The sequence below is a fragment of the Pseudomonas shiyinii genome (assembly GCF_056725765.1).
Map to the genome: position 1 here is coordinate 2,083,959 of NZ_CM161522.1, position 16,405 is coordinate 2,100,363.

Below are 16,405 nucleotides of genomic sequence, written 5' to 3' on the forward strand. Positions count from 1 at the left end.
TGCTGCGATCCTGGGCGGCTCGTCCTGTCGTGCTTCGCGCAATCGTGCACAACCCATGGCCTGGGTGCATTGGTGAATGCGTAGTGCGGGGCACCTTCGGCCTATAGCCCATAGACGGAGGCAACCCATGGCGGTTATCGACAGCACGTCCACAGGCAGCAGTGCGCCCCAGCGCGGCATCACCCGGGAGGAGCGCAAGGTGATCTTCGCCTCATCCCTGGGCACCGTGTTCGAATGGTATGACTTCTACCTCTACGGCTCCCTGGCCGCGATCATCGCCAAGCACTTCTTCGCCGGGGTCAACGAAACCACCTCCTTCATCTTCGCCTTGCTGGCCTTCGCTGCAGGCTTTGCCGTGCGCCCATTCGGCGCCATCGTGTTCGGCCGCCTGGGCGACATGATCGGGCGCAAGCACACCTTCCTGATCACCATCGTCATCATGGGCCTGTCCACGGCCGTGGTCGGCGTGCTGCCCAGCTACGCGAGCATCGGTGTGGCGGCGCCGATCATCCTCATCAGCCTGCGCCTGCTGCAAGGCCTGGCCCTGGGCGGCGAATACGGCGGTGCAGCCACCTATGTGGCTGAGCACGCACCCAAGGGCAAGCGGGGTTTCTTCACCTCGTGGATCCAGACCACCGCCACCCTCGGTCTGTTCCTGTCGCTGCTGGTGATCATGGCCTGCCGCACGGCGCTCGGGCCGGAGGCCTTCGAGGCCTGGGGCTGGCGCATCCCGTTCGTGCTGTCGATCCTGCTGCTGGCGATTTCGGTGTACATCCGCCTGCAGCTCAACGAGTCGCCGGTGTTCATGAAGATGAAGGCAGAGGGCAAGGCATCCAAGGCGCCGCTGACCGAGTCGTTCGCCCGTTGGGAGAACCTCAAGGTCGTGATCATGTCGTTGCTCGGCGGTACCGCGGGGCAGGCGGTGGTGTGGTACACCGGGCAGTTCTATGCGCTGTTCTTCCTGCTGCAGATGCTCAAGATCGACCCCCAGGCCGCCAACCTGCTGATTGCCGGTTCCCTGTTGATCGGTACACCGTTCTTCGTGCTGTTCGGCAGCCTCTCGGACCGCATCGGGCGCAAGAAGATCATCATGGCCGGCTGTATCATCGCCGCGCTGACCTATTTCCCGATCTTCAAGGCGCTGACCGAGTACGGCAACCCGGATGTGTTCGTGGCCCAGGAGCAGAACCCGGTGGTGGTGGTCGCCGACCCCGACCAATGTGCGTTCCAGTTCGACCCGGTAGGCAAGGCGCGCTTTACCAGTTCCTGCGACATCGCCAAGAGCCTGTTGGCCAAGCGTGCGATTCCCTATTCCAATGAGGATGCCGAGCCCGGCAGCGTGGCGCAGGTACGCATCGGGGACCGGGTAATCCCGAGCTTCGAAGGGGCCGGGCTGGCTGCGGCGGACTTCAAGGCGCAGGGCGACGCCTTCACCGCCACCCTGGGCACTGCACTCAAGGACGCAGGCTACCCGGAGAAGGCCGACCCGGCGAAGATCCATTACCCGATGGTGTTGCTGTTACTGACCCTTCTGGTGATCTACGTGACCATGGTCTACGGCCCGATCGCTGCCTGGCTGGTCGAGCTGTTCCCGGCGCGTATCCGCTATACCTCCATGTCGTTGCCGTACCACATCGGCAATGGCTGGTTCGGCGGTTTCCTGCCGACCGTGGCGTTCGCCATGGTGGCAGCCACAGGGGATATCTACTACGGGTTGTGGTACCCGATCGTCATCGCGGTGATGACGGCGGTACTGGGGATCTTCTTCCTGCCCGAGACCAAGGACCGCGATATCCATCATGCATGAGCGGGGCTGCTGTGCAGCCATCGCGAGGCAAGCCGGCACCCCAGGGGCTCGCGACAACAATGGCCTGTGTGGGCTTGTCCCGCGATCAGGGCGGGCCCGATATCGCCGTCGCCTGGCAAGGGCTTGGCCGTTGATCGCAGGGCAGGTCGGACCGCCGCGCCTATCGCCTAGTCGAAACAACCCCGCAAGGCATAGCGATAGCCGATGTCGACGCCCGCGCAATCGCCCCGGCTGTGGGTCTTGTTCAGCACGAACTCGAACGCCGGCTCGTACAGCCCGTCGCGCAGCACCGCTCCGGCAAGCACCTCGACCCGGTACCAACCGTTGTCCAATTCGATGATCGGCCGGCCCGGTTGTTGGTAGCGCACCAGCAGGTCACCCAGGGCCTTATGGGTGAAGTGCTGCAGGATGCGCCAGGTGAACAGCATCAGCGCGCGGTGCTGCACTTGCAGTACATAGCCCGGACGGCGGTGCTTCAGGCGGCTGCCGGGGGCGAGCAGGGCGGGGGTAGCCTCGTCGAGGCTGAAGATGATCCGGTAGGGCAGGTTCTCGACCCCAGCCAGCGGCAGGACGATGCCGTCGAACACCGCCTGGTCACCGACATCGCTGCTGGTGAACGCCCCGGCCAGGTCATCAGGCAGGTCGTGTTCTTCTTTGTAGCGTTGTAGCAACTGGATATCGCCGAGGATGAAATAGTCGACCAGGTCGTTGAGTACTTCGCTGAATTCGTAGCGCATGGGTTTTCCTTGTTATGGCTGCGCTTGTTGCAGGAATCGGCACTTTAGCGGAAGGCTTGGCGACATTCACTCCGGGCGCTGTGCTCAGTGGCGCTGGGCGATCTGGATCAGGTTGCCGCAGGTGTCGTCGAACACCGCCACGGTCACCGGCCCCATGGCGGTCGGCGGCTGGGTGAAGCGTACGCCGGCTGCGCACAGGCGGGTGTATTCGGCCTGGATGTCGCGCACGCCGAACGAGGTGGCGGGGATGCCATCGGCCTTGAGGGCGGCCTTGTAAGTCTTGGCGGCGGGATGGGCATCAGGTTCGAGCAGCAGTTCCACACCGTTGGGATCGTTCGGCGAGGTGAGGGTCAGCCAGCGGTGCTGGCCCATGGGGATATCATGCTTGGGCTCGAAGCCCAGCACATAGTGATAAAAGGCCAGGGCCTTGGCCTGGTCGTCGACCAGGATGCTGGTGATCACGATTTTCATAGGCACGTCCGTTCTGCAGGCGGTTACCTGCAAGTAAAGACGTAATACGTATGTTCACCACCCTGTGCGGCATGTGGAAGCGGGGGTTGTCCCGCGATCAAGGGCGAAGCCCTTGCCGTGCGGCCGCGCTGGCAGGGCCAGCCCGGCCGCGGGTCAACCCGCTCTGGTGGTCAGTGTTTGCGCAGGAACGCCAGCAGATGCTGGTTCACCTGCTCGGCCGCCTCCATCTGCACCATGTGCCCGACGCCAGGTATCACTTTTGACTCGGCCTCCAGCCCTTGGGCATGGCTGGCTGGAATGATTGCGTCCTCAGCGCCCCAGATCACCATCACCGGGACGTGGCCGAGTACGCCGCGCAGATCGTGCCGTTGCCGGTCGCCGTCGGCGATGGCCGTGGCCAGCTGGCGCAAGGCGTTGTCCACGCCTTCCAGGCGCTTGAACTTGAGCATGTCGTCGAGCATCTGCCGGGTGACCAGGCCCGGGTCGGCGAACAGCTGGCTCATCTGCGGCTTGAGCGCGTTGCGGTTGCCGGCCTCGACGAAACCTTGCAGATAGCGCCCATTGATCGCCTCGCCGAGGCCCGCGCTGGCCACCAGGCCCAGGCTGGCCACCCGTTGGGGGGCCAGGCGCGTCAAGTTCAGGCTCACCGCGCCGCCCATGGAGTGGCCGACGAGGTGGGCCCGAGGGATCTGCAAATGGTCGAGCAAGGCCAGCACCGCTTCGCTCAGTTCATCCAGGTCGCCCCGTTGCAGGGCCTTGGCCGACTCGCCGTGGCCGGGCAGGTCCAGGGCGATGACTCGACGCTCCACGGCCAGGGCCGGGTGGTTGAACAGCCAGTTGTTGAGATCGCCACCGAAACCATGCACCAGCACCACGGGCGTGCCGCCCTCGCCGAGTTCGAACCAGCGTAGCAGGCGGCCGGCTATTTCGGCCTTCTGCGGTACTGGGCCCTGGGCCTGCTCGGCACCCTCCTGGGCGACGAACTCGGCTTGGAAGCGCTGTACCACTGCATCGATTTCGGTTTCGTCGGCCTCGCCTTCCACCACCACGGCGAGCAGGGCGCCCACCGGCAGGGTCTCGTCGGGGCGCGCCACCAGGCGGCGCAGCACGCCGCTGAAGGGGGCCTCGACGCTGCTGCTGATCTTGTCGGTCTCCACATCCAGCACTTCATCGCCTTTGTTAATGACATCGCCTTGCTGCTTGAGCCAGGTGTCGACCCGGCCTTCAGTCATCGACAGGCCCCACTTGGGCATGGTCAGGGTATGGATCTGGCTCATGCGGCGCTCCTTGCGGCTTCGATCACCTTGTGCACGGCGGCCTCGATCTTCGCCGCATCGGGGATGTACAGGTCCTCCAGGGCATCGGAGAACGGCACCGGCGTATGGGGCGCGGTGACCATCTCGATCGGGCCCTTGAGGGCGCCAAAGGCCTTCTGCGCGACCAGGGCGCTGATGTCGGTGGCCATCGAGCAGCGCGGGTTGGCTTCGTCGATCACCACCAGCCGGCCGGTCTTCTCCACGCTCTCGAGGATGCTGTCTTCGTCCATCGGGCTGGTGGTGCGCAGGTCCAGTACTTCACAGTCGATACCCTGGCGGGCGAGGTTGGCAGCAGCTTCCATGGCCACGTGGACCATGCGCCCATAGGTCACCAGGGTCACGTCGTCGCCGTCGCGCAGGAAGTTGGCCTCGCCGAAAGGCACGCTGTAGAGCTCCTCGGGCACTTCGCCCTGCATGCCGTAGAGCAGCTTGTGCTCACAGAAGATCACCGGGTCGTTGTCGCGGATCGCCTGGATCAACAGGCCCTTGGCGTCATAGGGCGAGGAGGGGCAGACCACCTTCAGGCCCGGGATATGCGTCCATAGCGAGGTGAGCATCTGCGAATGCTGGGCCGCGGCGCGTAGGCCGGCGCCGTACATGGTGCGCATCACCAGCGGGGTGACGGCCTTGCCACCGAACATGTAGCGGAACTTGGCCGCCTGGTTGAGGATCTGGTCCAGGCAGCAGCCGGCGAAGTCGACGAACATCAGTTCGCACACCGGGCGCAGGCCTTGGGTCGCGGCGCCGACGGCGGCGCCCACATAGCCGATTTCGGACAGCGGCGCATCGAGCACGCGGCCGGGGAACTGATGATAGAGGCCCTTGGTGACCCCGAGCACGCCGCCCCAGGCATCGTCCTCGCCTGGCGCCCCGGCGCCGCCGGCAACGTCCTCGCCGATGATGAACACGCTGGGGTCACGGCGCATTTCCTGAGCCAGGGCTTCGTTGATGGCCTGCTGGTAGCTGATCTTTCTTGCCATGGTGATTCTCCTGTTGTTCTTGTTGTCCGGCCTTACGGGTAGCTGACGTAGACGTCGCTGAGCAGGTCGGCTGGCTGTGGCTTGGGGTCGGACTTGGCGCGGCGCACGGCGTCTTCGATCAGGTCCGCGACACGGGCGTCGAGGGTGTCGAGCTGCTCGTGGCTCAACAGGCCGGCGCGGGTGGTCTTGTTGCGGAACTGCAGCAGGCAGTCGCGGCTTTCACGCAGGTTCTTCACCTCGTCCGGGGCGCGGTAGGTCTGGGCGTCGCCTTCGAAGTGGCCGTAGTAGCGGCTGAGCTTGACCTCGATCAACGACGGACCTTGCCCCGCGCGGGCACGCTCGATGGCGGCGCCAGCGGCTTCGTGCACAGCGAAGAAGTCGAAACCATCGATGGTCACCCCCGGCATGCCGAAGCCTGCGGCGCGGTCGGCGATATGGTCGCAGGCCACCGACCAGGTCGAGGCGGTGGCCTCGGCGTAGCCGTTGTTCTCGGCGACGAAGATGCACGGCAGGTTCATGATCGAGGCCAGGTTCATCGCCTCGAACACTGCGCCTTCGTTGGAGGCGCCGTCACCGAAGAAGGCCACCGATACATCGTCGCGGCCCTTGATCTTCGCCGCCAGTGCGGCGCCGGCCACCAGGGGCGCACCGGCACCGACGATGCCGTTGGCGCCGAGCATGCCTTTCTCCAGGTCGGCGATGTGCATCGAGCCGCCCTTGCCGCCACACACGCCGGTCTTCTTGCCGTAGATCTCCGCCATCATGCCGTACACATCCACACCCTTGGCGATGCAGTGGCCATGGCCGCGATGGGTCGAGGCGATGCAATCGCTGTCGCGCAGATGGGCCATGACCCCGGCGGCGGAGGCTTCCTCGCCGGCGTATAAATGGACGAAGCCGGGGATCTCGCCGGTGGCGAACTCCACATGCAGGCGTTCCTCGAAGGCGCGGATGGTGCGCATCACTTCATAGGCATGCAGCAACTGCTCGGAACTCAGTTGAGTGGACATCTTGTTGTTCTCCAGGGTTGTCTCAACACAGGGTTGCAGCGAGGCACCGGTGGTCCTTCGGGACCGCCAGCAGGTGATGTCGGGCGGCGTAGGCCAGTACGGCCTCGACGTCCACGGTCAGCGGGCCGTTGGCGTCGAGGGTGACGGTGGGGGTGTCGTGCTCGGTGAATTCGATCTCCCGCTCACCATCCAGGGCCAAGGTGCCGCAGGGTAGGCTCAAGGGGTAGGCGATGCCTGGCTCGAGCCGGCCCGAGGCGCCGATGCCGCAGCCCTGCAGCAGGCCGGGGGCCAGCGGCGCGAGCAGGGCATGCTGGACGTGTGCATCCAGGTGCACCCAGGCGCCGTATGGGTCCAGACGCGATACCGGGCACCACAACCCGCACAGGGCGGAAAGGCCGATGGCATGGGGCTCGGCGAAGCAGGCGAAGACCTCGGCCAGGTCTTCGCTGCGAGAGAGCGCTCGGGCGCCGATGAAGCGCTGGGGTGACACGGCCACTTCCACCAGCGCCCATTCGCACACGTCCTGTTCCGGTACCTGTACCAGCAGGCGCTTGTTGCGGCGCAGGCCGATGCTGGCGGGCACCCGGCCAGTGGCCTGTAGCCCCCCAGCCAAACCGGTGCTGGTGGCCTCGCGCAGTTCCGGGAAGGCGTTATTGGTGCCGGTGGACAGTGTCAGCAGCGGCACGTCCCCGGCTTCGGCGGCCACGGCCTTGTGGGTGCCGTCGCCGCCGAGCACGGCGATCATCGCTACGCCCCGTTCGACCATCAAGCGCGTGGCCAGACGGGTATCGGCAACGGTCTGGCTCAGCGGCAGGTCGAGGATCTCCAGGGCCGGCCAGTGCTGGTCTCGGGCCACCGGGCCTTGGCTGGCCTTGAGCACGGCGGCGGCGATACCGGTCATATCGCTGGGCAGCAGCACCTGGGCGATGCCCGTGGCTCCGAAGGCGGCCAGCAGGCGCTGGATGGTCGAGGCCTTGTCGGTGCTGGAATAGAGGCCGGCAGTAGCGGTCAGGCGGCGCAGGTCGCGACCGGAGGCCGGGTTGGCGATGATGCCGATGGTCGGGGCAGGTTGCGTCATGGCGCACCTCGTTTTCTTGTTTGCCAGGGGCTGGAGCAAGGGCGGTGCCAGTTTTGCCATTTCGACTCGAAGTGCCCGTGCCAGAGCGGCTGCGCCCGGTGCTCGATGACCCCCGAGCGGTATCAGGCGAGACGCCGGGTGCCAGCTGCGCCAGGCGCAGGGCGAGACGCTGAGACGCAGCGTCTCAGGCGTGCCGATGATCACGCGGCGCTTGTCGGGCACTTCGTCGAGGCGCTTAATGGCCGCACAACGACAAGAACACGAGAACCGGAGGCCCGATGCTTGCCGCGAACTCCCGAGCCCATGTCGACTGCGTCAGCCGTGTGCTGAAGAACGCCGACCGCTTGCCCCAGGCACCGGTGCCGACGCTGATCCTCGACTCGTGGCGCCGCTCCATGGAGCTCTACCGACTGGACCCCGGCTCCTTGCAGGGGCCGCGTATCCTGTCCCAGGACCTGCTCAACGAGTGCCGTGAGCGCGCCGAACTGTTCCTGCGTATCGCCAGCGATGCCGTGGCCCGGTTGCACGCACGGGTACGTGGCGCCGACTACTGCGTGCTGCTCACCGATGCCCAGGGGCGCACCATCGACTACCGGGTGGAGTCGACGATCCGCAATGACTGCCGCAAGGCCGGGCTGTACCTGGGTACCTGCTGGTCGGAGGGCGAGGAGGGCACTTGTGGGGTAGCCGCGGTGTTGACGAGCAAGGCGCCGATCACCGTCCACAAGCGCGACCACTTCCGCGCCGCCTTCATCGGCCTGACCTGCAGCGCGGCCCCGGTGTTCGATCCGCAGGGCGAACTGTTGGGGGTGGTGGATGTGTCAGCCTTGCAGTCGCCCGACGATCGGCGCAGCCAACACTTGATCCGCCAATTGGTGGAGCAGACCGCGCGGGAGATCGAGAACGCCTTCTTCATGCACAGCGCCCAAGGCCATTGGGTGATGCGCGCCCATGGCACGCCAGGCTACGTGGAAAGCCAGCCGGACTACCTGTTGGCCTGGGACGCCGATGGCCGCCTGCACGCTATCAACAGCCTGGCGCGCCAGCGTTTGCTGGAGCGCCTTGGCCGGTTGCCGGGGCATATCGGCGAGTTGTTCGACCTTGATCAGCTGCGCCGGGCCAGCGATGCCTCGGCCCAGCACCTGCCGGGCTGGGATGGGCTCTACGGTCGAGTCAGCGCGCCCCAGCGCCGGGCCCGGACGCTGTTGCCCCAGCAGGCCCAGGACGCGCGCATCGAACAGCACCTGCGCCTGGCCACACGGGTCAAGGACTGCAACCTGGCCGTGCTGGTACAGGGCGAGACCGGCGTGGGCAAGGAGGTATTCGCCCGCCAGGTGCATCAGCAAAGCCTACGGCGTAACGGCCCATTCGTGACGCTCAACTGCGCAGCGATCCCGGAAAGCCTGATCGAGAGCGAGCTGTTCGGCTATGTGGCCGGGGCTTTCACCGGGGCTTCGAACAAGGGCATGCAAGGCCTGTTGCAACAGGCCGATGGCGGTACCTTGTTCCTCGATGAGATCGGCGACATGCCGTTGAACCTGCAGACCCGCTTGCTGCGGGTGCTGGCCGAGGGCGAAGTGGCGCCCTTGGGCGCGGCACGGCGCCAACGTGTGGACTTGCAAGTGATCTGCGCCACCCACCGGGACCTGGCGGCGATGGTGGCCGATGGGCGTTTTCGCGAGGACCTGTACTTCCGCCTGGCCAATGCCCGTTTCGAGTTGCCGCCGTTGCGTGAGCGGGACGACCGCCTGGGGTTGATCCATCGGTTGCTGGCCGAGGAAGCCCAGGCCTGTGGCGTCGACGCCAGGTTGACCGATGCGGCGCTGGAGGTGCTGCTGACCTATCGCTGGCCCGGCAACCTGCGCCAGTTGCGTCAGGTGCTGCGTTACGCCTGTGCGGTGTGCGAGGGCGGGCAGGTGTTGCCTTTGGATCTGCCCGAAGAGGTGCGTGGTGCAGGAGCCCCCAGCGAGGCCGTTGCCTCCAGCCCCGCACGGCAAGTACTGCTCGATGCTTTGATCCGCCATCGCTGGAAGCCGGCGGAGGCGGCGCGGGCGCTTGGCATCTCCCGCGCGACCTTGTATCGGCGGGTGCATGAGCACCGTATCGAAATGCCCAGGATGAAGCTGTAGATCCATGAGAGGGCCGTTGTTTTTCTATCGCAGGTTTCCACGGTGCAAGCGGAGCCTGCGATGGGCCGCAAAGCGGCCCTTGAGTTTGGAGGGCTCGACCGTTTGAGGGCTTGGGGCTGCTTTGCAGCCCATCGCAGGCTGTCGCCAGCTCCCACCGAGATTGCGCCGCTCTCAAGACTTGCGAAATCCCTGTGGGAGCCGGCTTGCCGGCGATTGGGCCGGGCAGGCAACCAATCGGCATAATTTTTCGCCGCCGCCGCCGCCGCCGCCGCCGCCGCCGCCGCCGCCGCCGCCGCCGCCGCTTTTGCTCTTGCTTTTCCTACGCGATAGCCCAGGCGCCGCCAAACGCGACGTCAGGAGGCCGAGTGGAAGCCTTGCGCAGGTGGGTGCCAGGCATGGATGCCTGGCAAGCGGCGCAGGGCCATGGATGGCCCTTCGCCGCGCCCCGCCGTAAGGGCGGAAAGGTGATTCAGCGTCGCCCTCGCAAACGGACTGTTCGCTTAAATCAATACCAACGATTCCAGGTTCAACAAACATCGAGTGCATTGGAGTCGCGAAAACTCCATTCGCCATGGAGGCGCTGATTCACCTTTTCGCCTTTACGGCGACCTACTTTTGCTCTTGGGCAAAAGTAGGCAAAAACCGCTGGCTCCTGCATCCGGCCCCTGCGCTGCGCTCCGGGGTTCCCTCGCTCCGGCATTACTCCCGGTGGGGCACGGCGAAGGGCCATCCATGGCCCTGCGCCGCTTGCCGGGCATCCATGCCCGGCACCCACCTCCGTAATGCCTCCACTCGGCCTCCTGACGTCGCGTTTGGCGGCGCCTGGACTATCGCGTAGGAAGAGCAAGAGCAAGAGCAGGAAAGAACAAGCGAGCTCCAAGCCGTACCCCCGTTTCGGGGAATCCGCTGGGGAATCCTCCCCAATCCGTTTTGAATGCGAACGTAACCTGTTGAAAAAAAGGAAGAATATTTGTGGCATGCCGCTTGCTCCAGCCCTACGCAGAGAACCTGTGTCCCCCGGAGGTGCAGCATGATGACCCCGCTCAAAGGCTCTGTCCTGTCTTCACTCGTGCTGGCCCTGCTGGGCTGGCAGGCGACCAGCGAGGCGGCGGTGCAATGCCAGCGCACGCTGGTGGCCAATGTGGTAGCACTGGACCAGCCGCTGATGTTCAACCGCCTTGGCGCGCAGAACGCCAACGGCATGATCTTCGCCTTGCGCCAGGATGTGGTCGACGACAAGCTGGTGCCCCTGAACCAGGGCGGCGCGGCGGTACCTGGCAAGGTCACCCTGCGCCCGGACAAGCGCCCGCGGCCGATCGTGCTGCGGGTGGCCGCCGGTGACTGCCTGACGGTGAACCTCACCAACCTGCTGGCCTACCAGTCCAACCCCAACAAGCACGGCATCGACCATATCGAGACCGATGTCGAGGGCGAAGAGCTCGAAGTGGAAAACCCACTGGGCGAGCCGGTGATCGCCGACCAGCAGGTCGCCGACCGCCACGTGGGCTTCCAGGTCAATGGCATGCAGGCCGTCAACGGCATCAGCGACATCGCTGCCAACACCGGGCGCAACGGCAACTTCCTGGTGGCCCCCGGCAATACCCGCAGCTACACCCTCTATGCCGAGCGCGAAGGCGCCTTCGCCGCTACCAGCAAGGGCGCCACCTTTGGTGGCGAGGGTACCGCGGGCAATGTCGCCAACGGCCTGTTCGGCCAGGTGGTGGTGGTGCCCAAGGGCGGGCGTACCTACCGCAACACCCTCACCGAAGAAGAAATGCGCCTGGCCACCACCGGCCGCACCGCCACCGGCCAGCCTGTGGTCGACTACGAGGCCCGCTACCCACAGGCCCAGCCGTGGATCGCTGAAGGCAAGGCCGGCAAACCGATCATCGCCATGGTCGACGGCAACGAGATCGTCAACAGCGAGACCGACGCCATCGTCATGGGCCCCAACCCTGACGGCAGCTTCCCGCCTTCGACCTACCCACTCGAATCCATCGGCAAGCGCAACCCGGCGTTGCCCAACCGCCTGGACGCCTTCCGCGATTTCGCTTCGCAGTTCGCCGACGAAGTGGCCGTGACCCAGGCGTTCCCTGGCTACTGGGCCGACCCGGTCATGGGCCACGTGCTGGAGCCGGCCCGGGATTCGTTCATGATCAACTACGGTTCCGGCGGCATGGGCGCCGAGGTGGTGGCCAACCGCCTGGGGGTGGGGCCGATGCATGACTGCTTGTCTTGCGCCTACGAGGAGTTCTTCTTGAGCGCCCACACGGTGGGCGACGTCGGTACCCTGGTGGACGTGCCGGCCAACGTCGGCCTGGAGCAGATCCGCCCCGGCGAGACGCCACCGGCCAGCGCGGTGGGGGTCAAGGCCAACATGGCCCTGTACCCGTCGGAGCCGTCCAACGTACACCACAGCTACATCGGGGACTTCACCAAGTTCCGCAATACCCACAACGGCCATGAGCAGCACATCTTCCACCTGCACGGCCACCAGTGGCTGTTCAACCCCAACGATGACAACTCCGACTACATCGACGCCCAGGGCATCGGTGCCGGTGGCGGCTACACCTATGAGATCGCCAACGGCGGTTCGGGCAACCGCAACCGGGTGGCGGGCGATGCCATCTATCACTGCCACTTCTATCCGCACTTCGCCCAAGGCATGTGGGCCATGTGGCGGGTCCACGATGTGTTCGAGGAGGGCACGCGCCTGGAGGTAAGCGGGCAGACCGAGGAAGGCTTCCACAGCACCCCGTTCGCCTTGCGCAGTGGCAAGCCCGCGATCGGCGCCCGGGCCCTGCCGGATGGCGAGATCGTCGCCGGTACACCGATCCCGGCGATCGTGCCCCTGCCTGGCAAGGCCATGGCACCGATGCCCGGCAAGGTCACGGTGGTACCGAAGCTGGCCGAGACCCTGGTCGCCGAGCATGACGACGATGAAGCCGAGGAGGGCGATGACGATCATCTGGACGAGGCCGTCGCTCCGCGTGCCGTGGGCTCCCTGGCCCTGGTCGACCGCAGCGAGAGCAACCGCAATGCAGACGGCAGCCTGAAGAACCCCGGCTATCCGTTCTGGGTCGGCGGCATGGAAACCAGCGTCGGCCAGCGCCCACCGACCCCGCCGCTGGACATGCTCGACCCGGCCCTGGCCCAGCAACTGAAGAACAGCGGCAAGGCCCTGTGGGCCAACCTCGACCCCAACCAGGTCGATGGTTGGGACGGTGGCCTGGGCCGCCACGTGCTCGATGGCGTCTCCGCCGGAGGCGAGGCAGTGACCACCACCACCAAGCTGGATTTCTCCAAGGTGGTGCACAAGGCCAAGCCGATCTACCTCCCTGAAGAAGGCACCGATGTCGAACAGGCGGCGATGCAGTTCCACGCCCAGGCCGAGCACCCAAGCTACGCGTTGATTCCGGGCAGCGCTCCGGTGCCGCGCAACTTCCGCACCAATGGCGCACTGCCGACGGCCGGTGCCCCGTACTACGAACCGTGCATGGACGACCGTGGCAAGCGCCTGACCCAGTCCTCGGGCGTGGGCGAGTTCTTCAGCGGGGAAAGCCTGAGCGGCATCAGCTTCCGTGGCGGCTCGACCTTCACCGCCGACCGCCCACGCATCTACAAAGGCGCCAACATCCAGTTCGATGCGGTGTACAACAAGGTCGGCTACCACTTCCCGCAGGCGCGCATCCTGGCCCTGTGGGAGGACGCCTGGCCGGTGATCACCAAGCAGCGCCCACCGGAGCCGCTGGTGATGCGCATGAACACCTTCGACTGCACCATGTACCAGCACACCAACCTGATCCCGTCGTTCTATGAGATGGACGACTACCAGGTCCGTACCCCCACCGACGTGATCGGTCAGCACATCCACCTGCCCAAGTGGGACCTGACCGCCGCCGACGGTGCTTCCAACGGCTGGAACTATGAAGACGGCATCCTCTCGCCCGGCAGCGTGGTCGAGCGGATCCAGGCTATCCGCAGCTTCAACGGCTGCACCGAAGGCGACCCGCGCGATGGCACCGCGGCCTGCCCGAAAGCCAAGCAACACCCGTACTTCGGCCGCTTCGGCCGGGCCGACTGGCTCGGTGCACGCACCGCCATGCAACGCTGGTTCGCCGACCCGCTGATCAACGTGCACAACGTCGACCGCGGTCTGGGCACCATCTTCACCCACGACCACCTCGGCCCATCGACCCACCAGCAATTGGGCTTGTACGCCACCGTGCTGGCCGAGCCTGCCGGCTCCACCTGGTACCACGCCGAGACCGGCGAGAAGCTGTACAACCCGGCCACCCGACAGGATGGCGGGCCGACTTCGTGGCAGGCGGTGATCCAGACCGGCGACCATGATGGCGATGGCAAGAACGACAGCTACCGCGAGTTCTTCCTCGAGTACAGCGACTTCCAGCATGCCTACGAGGCCGGCGTATACGTAGGCGCCGGCCCCGACGGCAAGCCGGACGCCCAGGCCTACCCGGCCACCGCCGACAGCTTCCGCTACGCCATCAACCCACCCGTACGGCAGAAGGCCTCCAACCTGCTGGAAGCCATCGTCGAGTCCCGTGGCGGGTTGGCCCCGGGTTGCCCGAGCCGCCCGTGCCCACAGGCGATCTCGGTGGATGACCCGGGCATGTTCGTCGTCAACTACCGCAACGAGCCGTTGGCCCTGCGGGTGTTCGACCCGAACAAGGTCGGCCCGGACGGCAAGCGTGGCATGCAGGCCGACGGCCTGGGCGGTGACTTGGCCTATGCCCTGCAGACCCGTACCGACCGCGCCATCCCGGCGATGAACCTGGCACCGTCAGCGATCACCTCGGCGGTTGGACCGACCGGCGGCACCACGCTGTTCCCGCCGCACGTCAACCTGGGCACCGAGCCGGGCGACCCGTTCACGCCGATGCTGCGCACCTATTCGGGCGACAACGTGCGGCTGCGCATGCATGCCGGCGGCCATGAAGAGGAGCACAACGTCACCCTGCACGGCGTGAAGTGGCTGCAGAACGGCTCCGGCTTCGGCAACAGCTCCAACTCGGGATGGAAATCCTCGCAAATGGTCGGCATCTCCGAGCAACTGGGCTTCATGGCGCCGGTTTCGATGATCTCCAGCTCGGCCGCCACCAACGGCGACTACCTGTATTCCCTCGATGCGGCCCTGGAAGGCTACTGGAACGGCATCTGGGGCATCATGCGCAACTACACCGCCCAGCGCCCGGACCTGTTCCCGCTGCCGAACAACCCGCAGCCGGTGGCCATGCGCAACACCGTGGCGTTCGACGGCATCTGCCCGAAAACCACTGCCAACCCCACCGGCATCGGCAGCCGGCCGACGGTCAAGCGCAACTATGAAGTGGTCGCGGCGCTGGCCAACGACATCCTGGAGAACCGCCATGGGGTCAGCATCGCCGACCCGGGCGGGGTCGGCCAGCATGTCGGCGGCCCGCTCAAGGCCAATGGCGGCACCCTGGTGTTCAACAGCCGCCGCACCAGCATCCCGTTGGTCAGCGGGGTCGACCCAGAGGATGGCGAGACTTTCACCATCGGTGGCCACAGCGCGCCGTTGCATGACCCGACCGCGATCCTCTACGTACGCAAGGCCGACCTCGACCCGACCACCGGCAAGCTCAAGCCTGGGGTGCCGGTAGAGCCGCTGGTGCTGCGGGCCAACGCCGGTGACTGCATCAGCATCACCCTGGAGAACCGCCTGCCGCTGGTCATGCCGGACCTGGCCAGCACCGCGGTGATGCACGGCGTGGTCAAGCGCGACCGCAACGACAGCGAGGGTTCCACGGCCTTCAACAACAACCAGATGCGCCCGTCCAGCCATATCGGCCTGCACGCCCAGCTGCTGGCCTACGACATCACCAAGTCCGATGGCACCAATGTGGGCCTGAACCCGGTGCAGACCGTACCGCCCCGGGCCGGCAACAGCGGCGCCTACCCGACCAAGGTGTACCAGTACTACGCCGGCCACCTGGAGCGTGAAGGCAAGCCGGTGCTGCAACTGGGGCGCACGGTGGACAACATCAACACTACCGCCATCGAGTTCGGCGGCCTGAACCTGACCCCGGCGGACCTGATCAAGCAGCCGCAGAAGGGCCTGGTGGGGGCCATGAGCATCCTGCCCCAGGGCGCGACCTGGACCGAGGACGGCGCCAGCCGTGCCCAGGCCACGGTCAAGGCCAACGGGCAGCCGGAGTACCGCGACTTCGTCACGGTGTGGCAACGCGCACTGAACATGCGCTGGGCCGATGGCCGGCCGGTAGAGGGCATCAATACCGAGGGCAACGGCGCGGCCGCCGACCCGCAGGACAACGGCAACATGGCGGTCAACTACAAGACCGAACCGTTGTGGCTGCGCTTTGGCATGGCGCCCGACTCGCCGTTCGGCCGCGCCGCAGGCCTGGGCTTCGGTGACGTGCCCAATGCCCACATGGCCTACAGCAACGACCTGGTCGGCGGCGACCCGCAGACCCCGGTGCTCTGGGCCAAGCCTGGCCAGCCGCTGCGCAGCCATGTACTCATGCCTGGCGGTGGCAGCCGCGGCATGATCTACCAGCTCGACGGGCACCTGTGGCCGCTGCATGCCTATCAGGCCGAGAAGAGCGACGTCGATGGCTACCCGCTGGGGCTGCCTGGCATCGGCTCGGTGCGCTTTGGCTACAACCCGATGGCGATGTACGTGGGTTCCCAGGAAAGCGTGCTGCCGGCGGCGCACTTCAGCTTCATGCTGCCCAGCGCTGGTGGGGCCAACGCCGTGCCGGGGGACTACCTGTTCCGCGACTATGGCGCCTACGGCAACCTCTCGGGGCTGTGGGGCATCCTGCGGGTCACCAACGAAGCGCCACCGGCCACCGCCCCGGCGCAATGAGAGAAG

Annotated in this window: 9 protein-coding genes; 3 read left to right on the forward strand and 6 right to left on the reverse strand. The window is 66.1% G+C overall.

The window, feature by feature from the left end:
- Positions 1–127 precede the first annotated feature (127 nt).
- The gene (locus ACXHGZ_RS09515; protein WP_480463531.1) at positions 128–1,807 is read left to right on the forward strand and encodes an MFS transporter; all 1,680 of its coding nucleotides are present in this window, start codon (positions 128–130) and stop codon (positions 1,805–1,807) included.
- Positions 1,808–1,974: 167 nt separating this feature from the next.
- Here the strand turns inward: ACXHGZ_RS09515 and ACXHGZ_RS09520 are convergent, their stop codons facing one another.
- The 6 genes from ACXHGZ_RS09520 to ACXHGZ_RS09545 form a co-directional block, all read right to left on the reverse strand.
- The gene (locus ACXHGZ_RS09520; RefSeq protein WP_084859000.1) at positions 1,975–2,544 is read right to left on the reverse strand and encodes a hypothetical protein; all 570 of its coding nucleotides are present in this window, start codon (positions 2,542–2,544) and stop codon (positions 1,975–1,977) included.
- A gap of 84 nt (positions 2,545–2,628) precedes the next feature.
- Positions 2,629–3,015 carry a VOC family protein gene (locus ACXHGZ_RS09525; protein WP_480463533.1) on the reverse strand — a complete coding sequence of 129 codons (387 nt, stop codon included), beginning with the start codon at positions 3,013–3,015 and terminating at the stop codon, positions 2,629–2,631.
- 170 nt (positions 3,016–3,185) lie between these two features.
- Entirely contained in the window at positions 3,186–4,292 is a 1,107-nt protein-coding gene (locus tag ACXHGZ_RS09530; protein ID WP_480463534.1) for an acetoin dehydrogenase dihydrolipoyllysine-residue acetyltransferase subunit, read from the reverse strand.
- Positions 4,289–5,311 carry an alpha-ketoacid dehydrogenase subunit beta gene (locus tag ACXHGZ_RS09535; protein ID WP_480463536.1) on the reverse strand — a complete coding sequence of 341 codons (1,023 nt, stop codon included), beginning with the start codon at positions 5,309–5,311 and terminating at the stop codon, positions 4,289–4,291. Before ACXHGZ_RS09535 ends, ACXHGZ_RS09530 begins: the two co-directional genes overlap by 4 nt.
- A gap of 32 nt (positions 5,312–5,343) precedes the next feature.
- On the reverse strand, positions 5,344–6,321 hold the full coding sequence (locus tag ACXHGZ_RS09540; RefSeq protein WP_224459118.1) for a thiamine pyrophosphate-dependent dehydrogenase E1 component subunit alpha: 978 nt from the start codon (positions 6,319–6,321) through the stop codon (positions 5,344–5,346).
- 22 nt (positions 6,322–6,343) lie between these two features.
- Positions 6,344–7,399: an ATP-NAD kinase family protein gene (locus ACXHGZ_RS09545; protein ID WP_480463537.1), complete on the reverse strand. Its 1,056-nt coding sequence runs from the start codon at positions 7,397–7,399 to the stop codon at positions 6,344–6,346.
- Positions 7,400–7,677: 278 nt separating this feature from the next.
- Here ACXHGZ_RS09545 and ACXHGZ_RS09550 point away from each other — a divergent pair, with 278 nt between their 5' ends.
- Positions 7,678–9,528 carry a sigma-54-dependent Fis family transcriptional regulator gene (locus tag ACXHGZ_RS09550; protein WP_480463539.1) on the forward strand — a complete coding sequence of 617 codons (1,851 nt, stop codon included), beginning with the start codon at positions 7,678–7,680 and terminating at the stop codon, positions 9,526–9,528.
- Positions 9,529–10,558: 1,030 nt separating this feature from the next.
- Entirely contained in the window at positions 10,559–16,399 is a 5,841-nt protein-coding gene (gene mnxG / locus ACXHGZ_RS09555; RefSeq protein WP_480463541.1) for a manganese-oxidizing multicopper oxidase MnxG, read from the forward strand.
- The last annotated feature ends 6 nt before the right edge of the window (positions 16,400–16,405 follow it).

What these genes read in the sequence shown, in the direction of transcription:
- ACXHGZ_RS09515 (WP_480463531.1), top strand. Translation starts at nt 128, where the DNA reads ATGGCGGTTATCGACAGCACGTCCACAGGCAGCAGTGCGCCCCAGCGC.
- ACXHGZ_RS09520 (WP_084859000.1), bottom strand. Translation starts at nt 2,544, where the DNA reads ATGCGCTACGAATTCAGCGAAGTACTCAACGACCTGGTCGACTATTTC.
- ACXHGZ_RS09525 (WP_480463533.1), bottom strand. Translation starts at nt 3,015, where the DNA reads ATGAAAATCGTGATCACCAGCATCCTGGTCGACGACCAGGCCAAGGCC.
- ACXHGZ_RS09530 (WP_480463534.1), bottom strand. Translation starts at nt 4,292, where the DNA reads ATGAGCCAGATCCATACCCTGACCATGCCCAAGTGGGGCCTGTCGATG.
- ACXHGZ_RS09535 (WP_480463536.1), bottom strand. Translation starts at nt 5,311, where the DNA reads ATGGCAAGAAAGATCAGCTACCAGCAGGCCATCAACGAAGCCCTGGCT.
- ACXHGZ_RS09540 (WP_224459118.1), bottom strand. Translation starts at nt 6,321, where the DNA reads ATGTCCACTCAACTGAGTTCCGAGCAGTTGCTGCATGCCTATGAAGTG.
- ACXHGZ_RS09545 (WP_480463537.1), bottom strand. Translation starts at nt 7,399, where the DNA reads ATGACGCAACCTGCCCCGACCATCGGCATCATCGCCAACCCGGCCTCC.
- ACXHGZ_RS09550 (WP_480463539.1), top strand. Translation starts at nt 7,678, where the DNA reads ATGCTTGCCGCGAACTCCCGAGCCCATGTCGACTGCGTCAGCCGTGTG.
- mnxG (WP_480463541.1), top strand. Translation starts at nt 10,559, where the DNA reads ATGATGACCCCGCTCAAAGGCTCTGTCCTGTCTTCACTCGTGCTGGCC.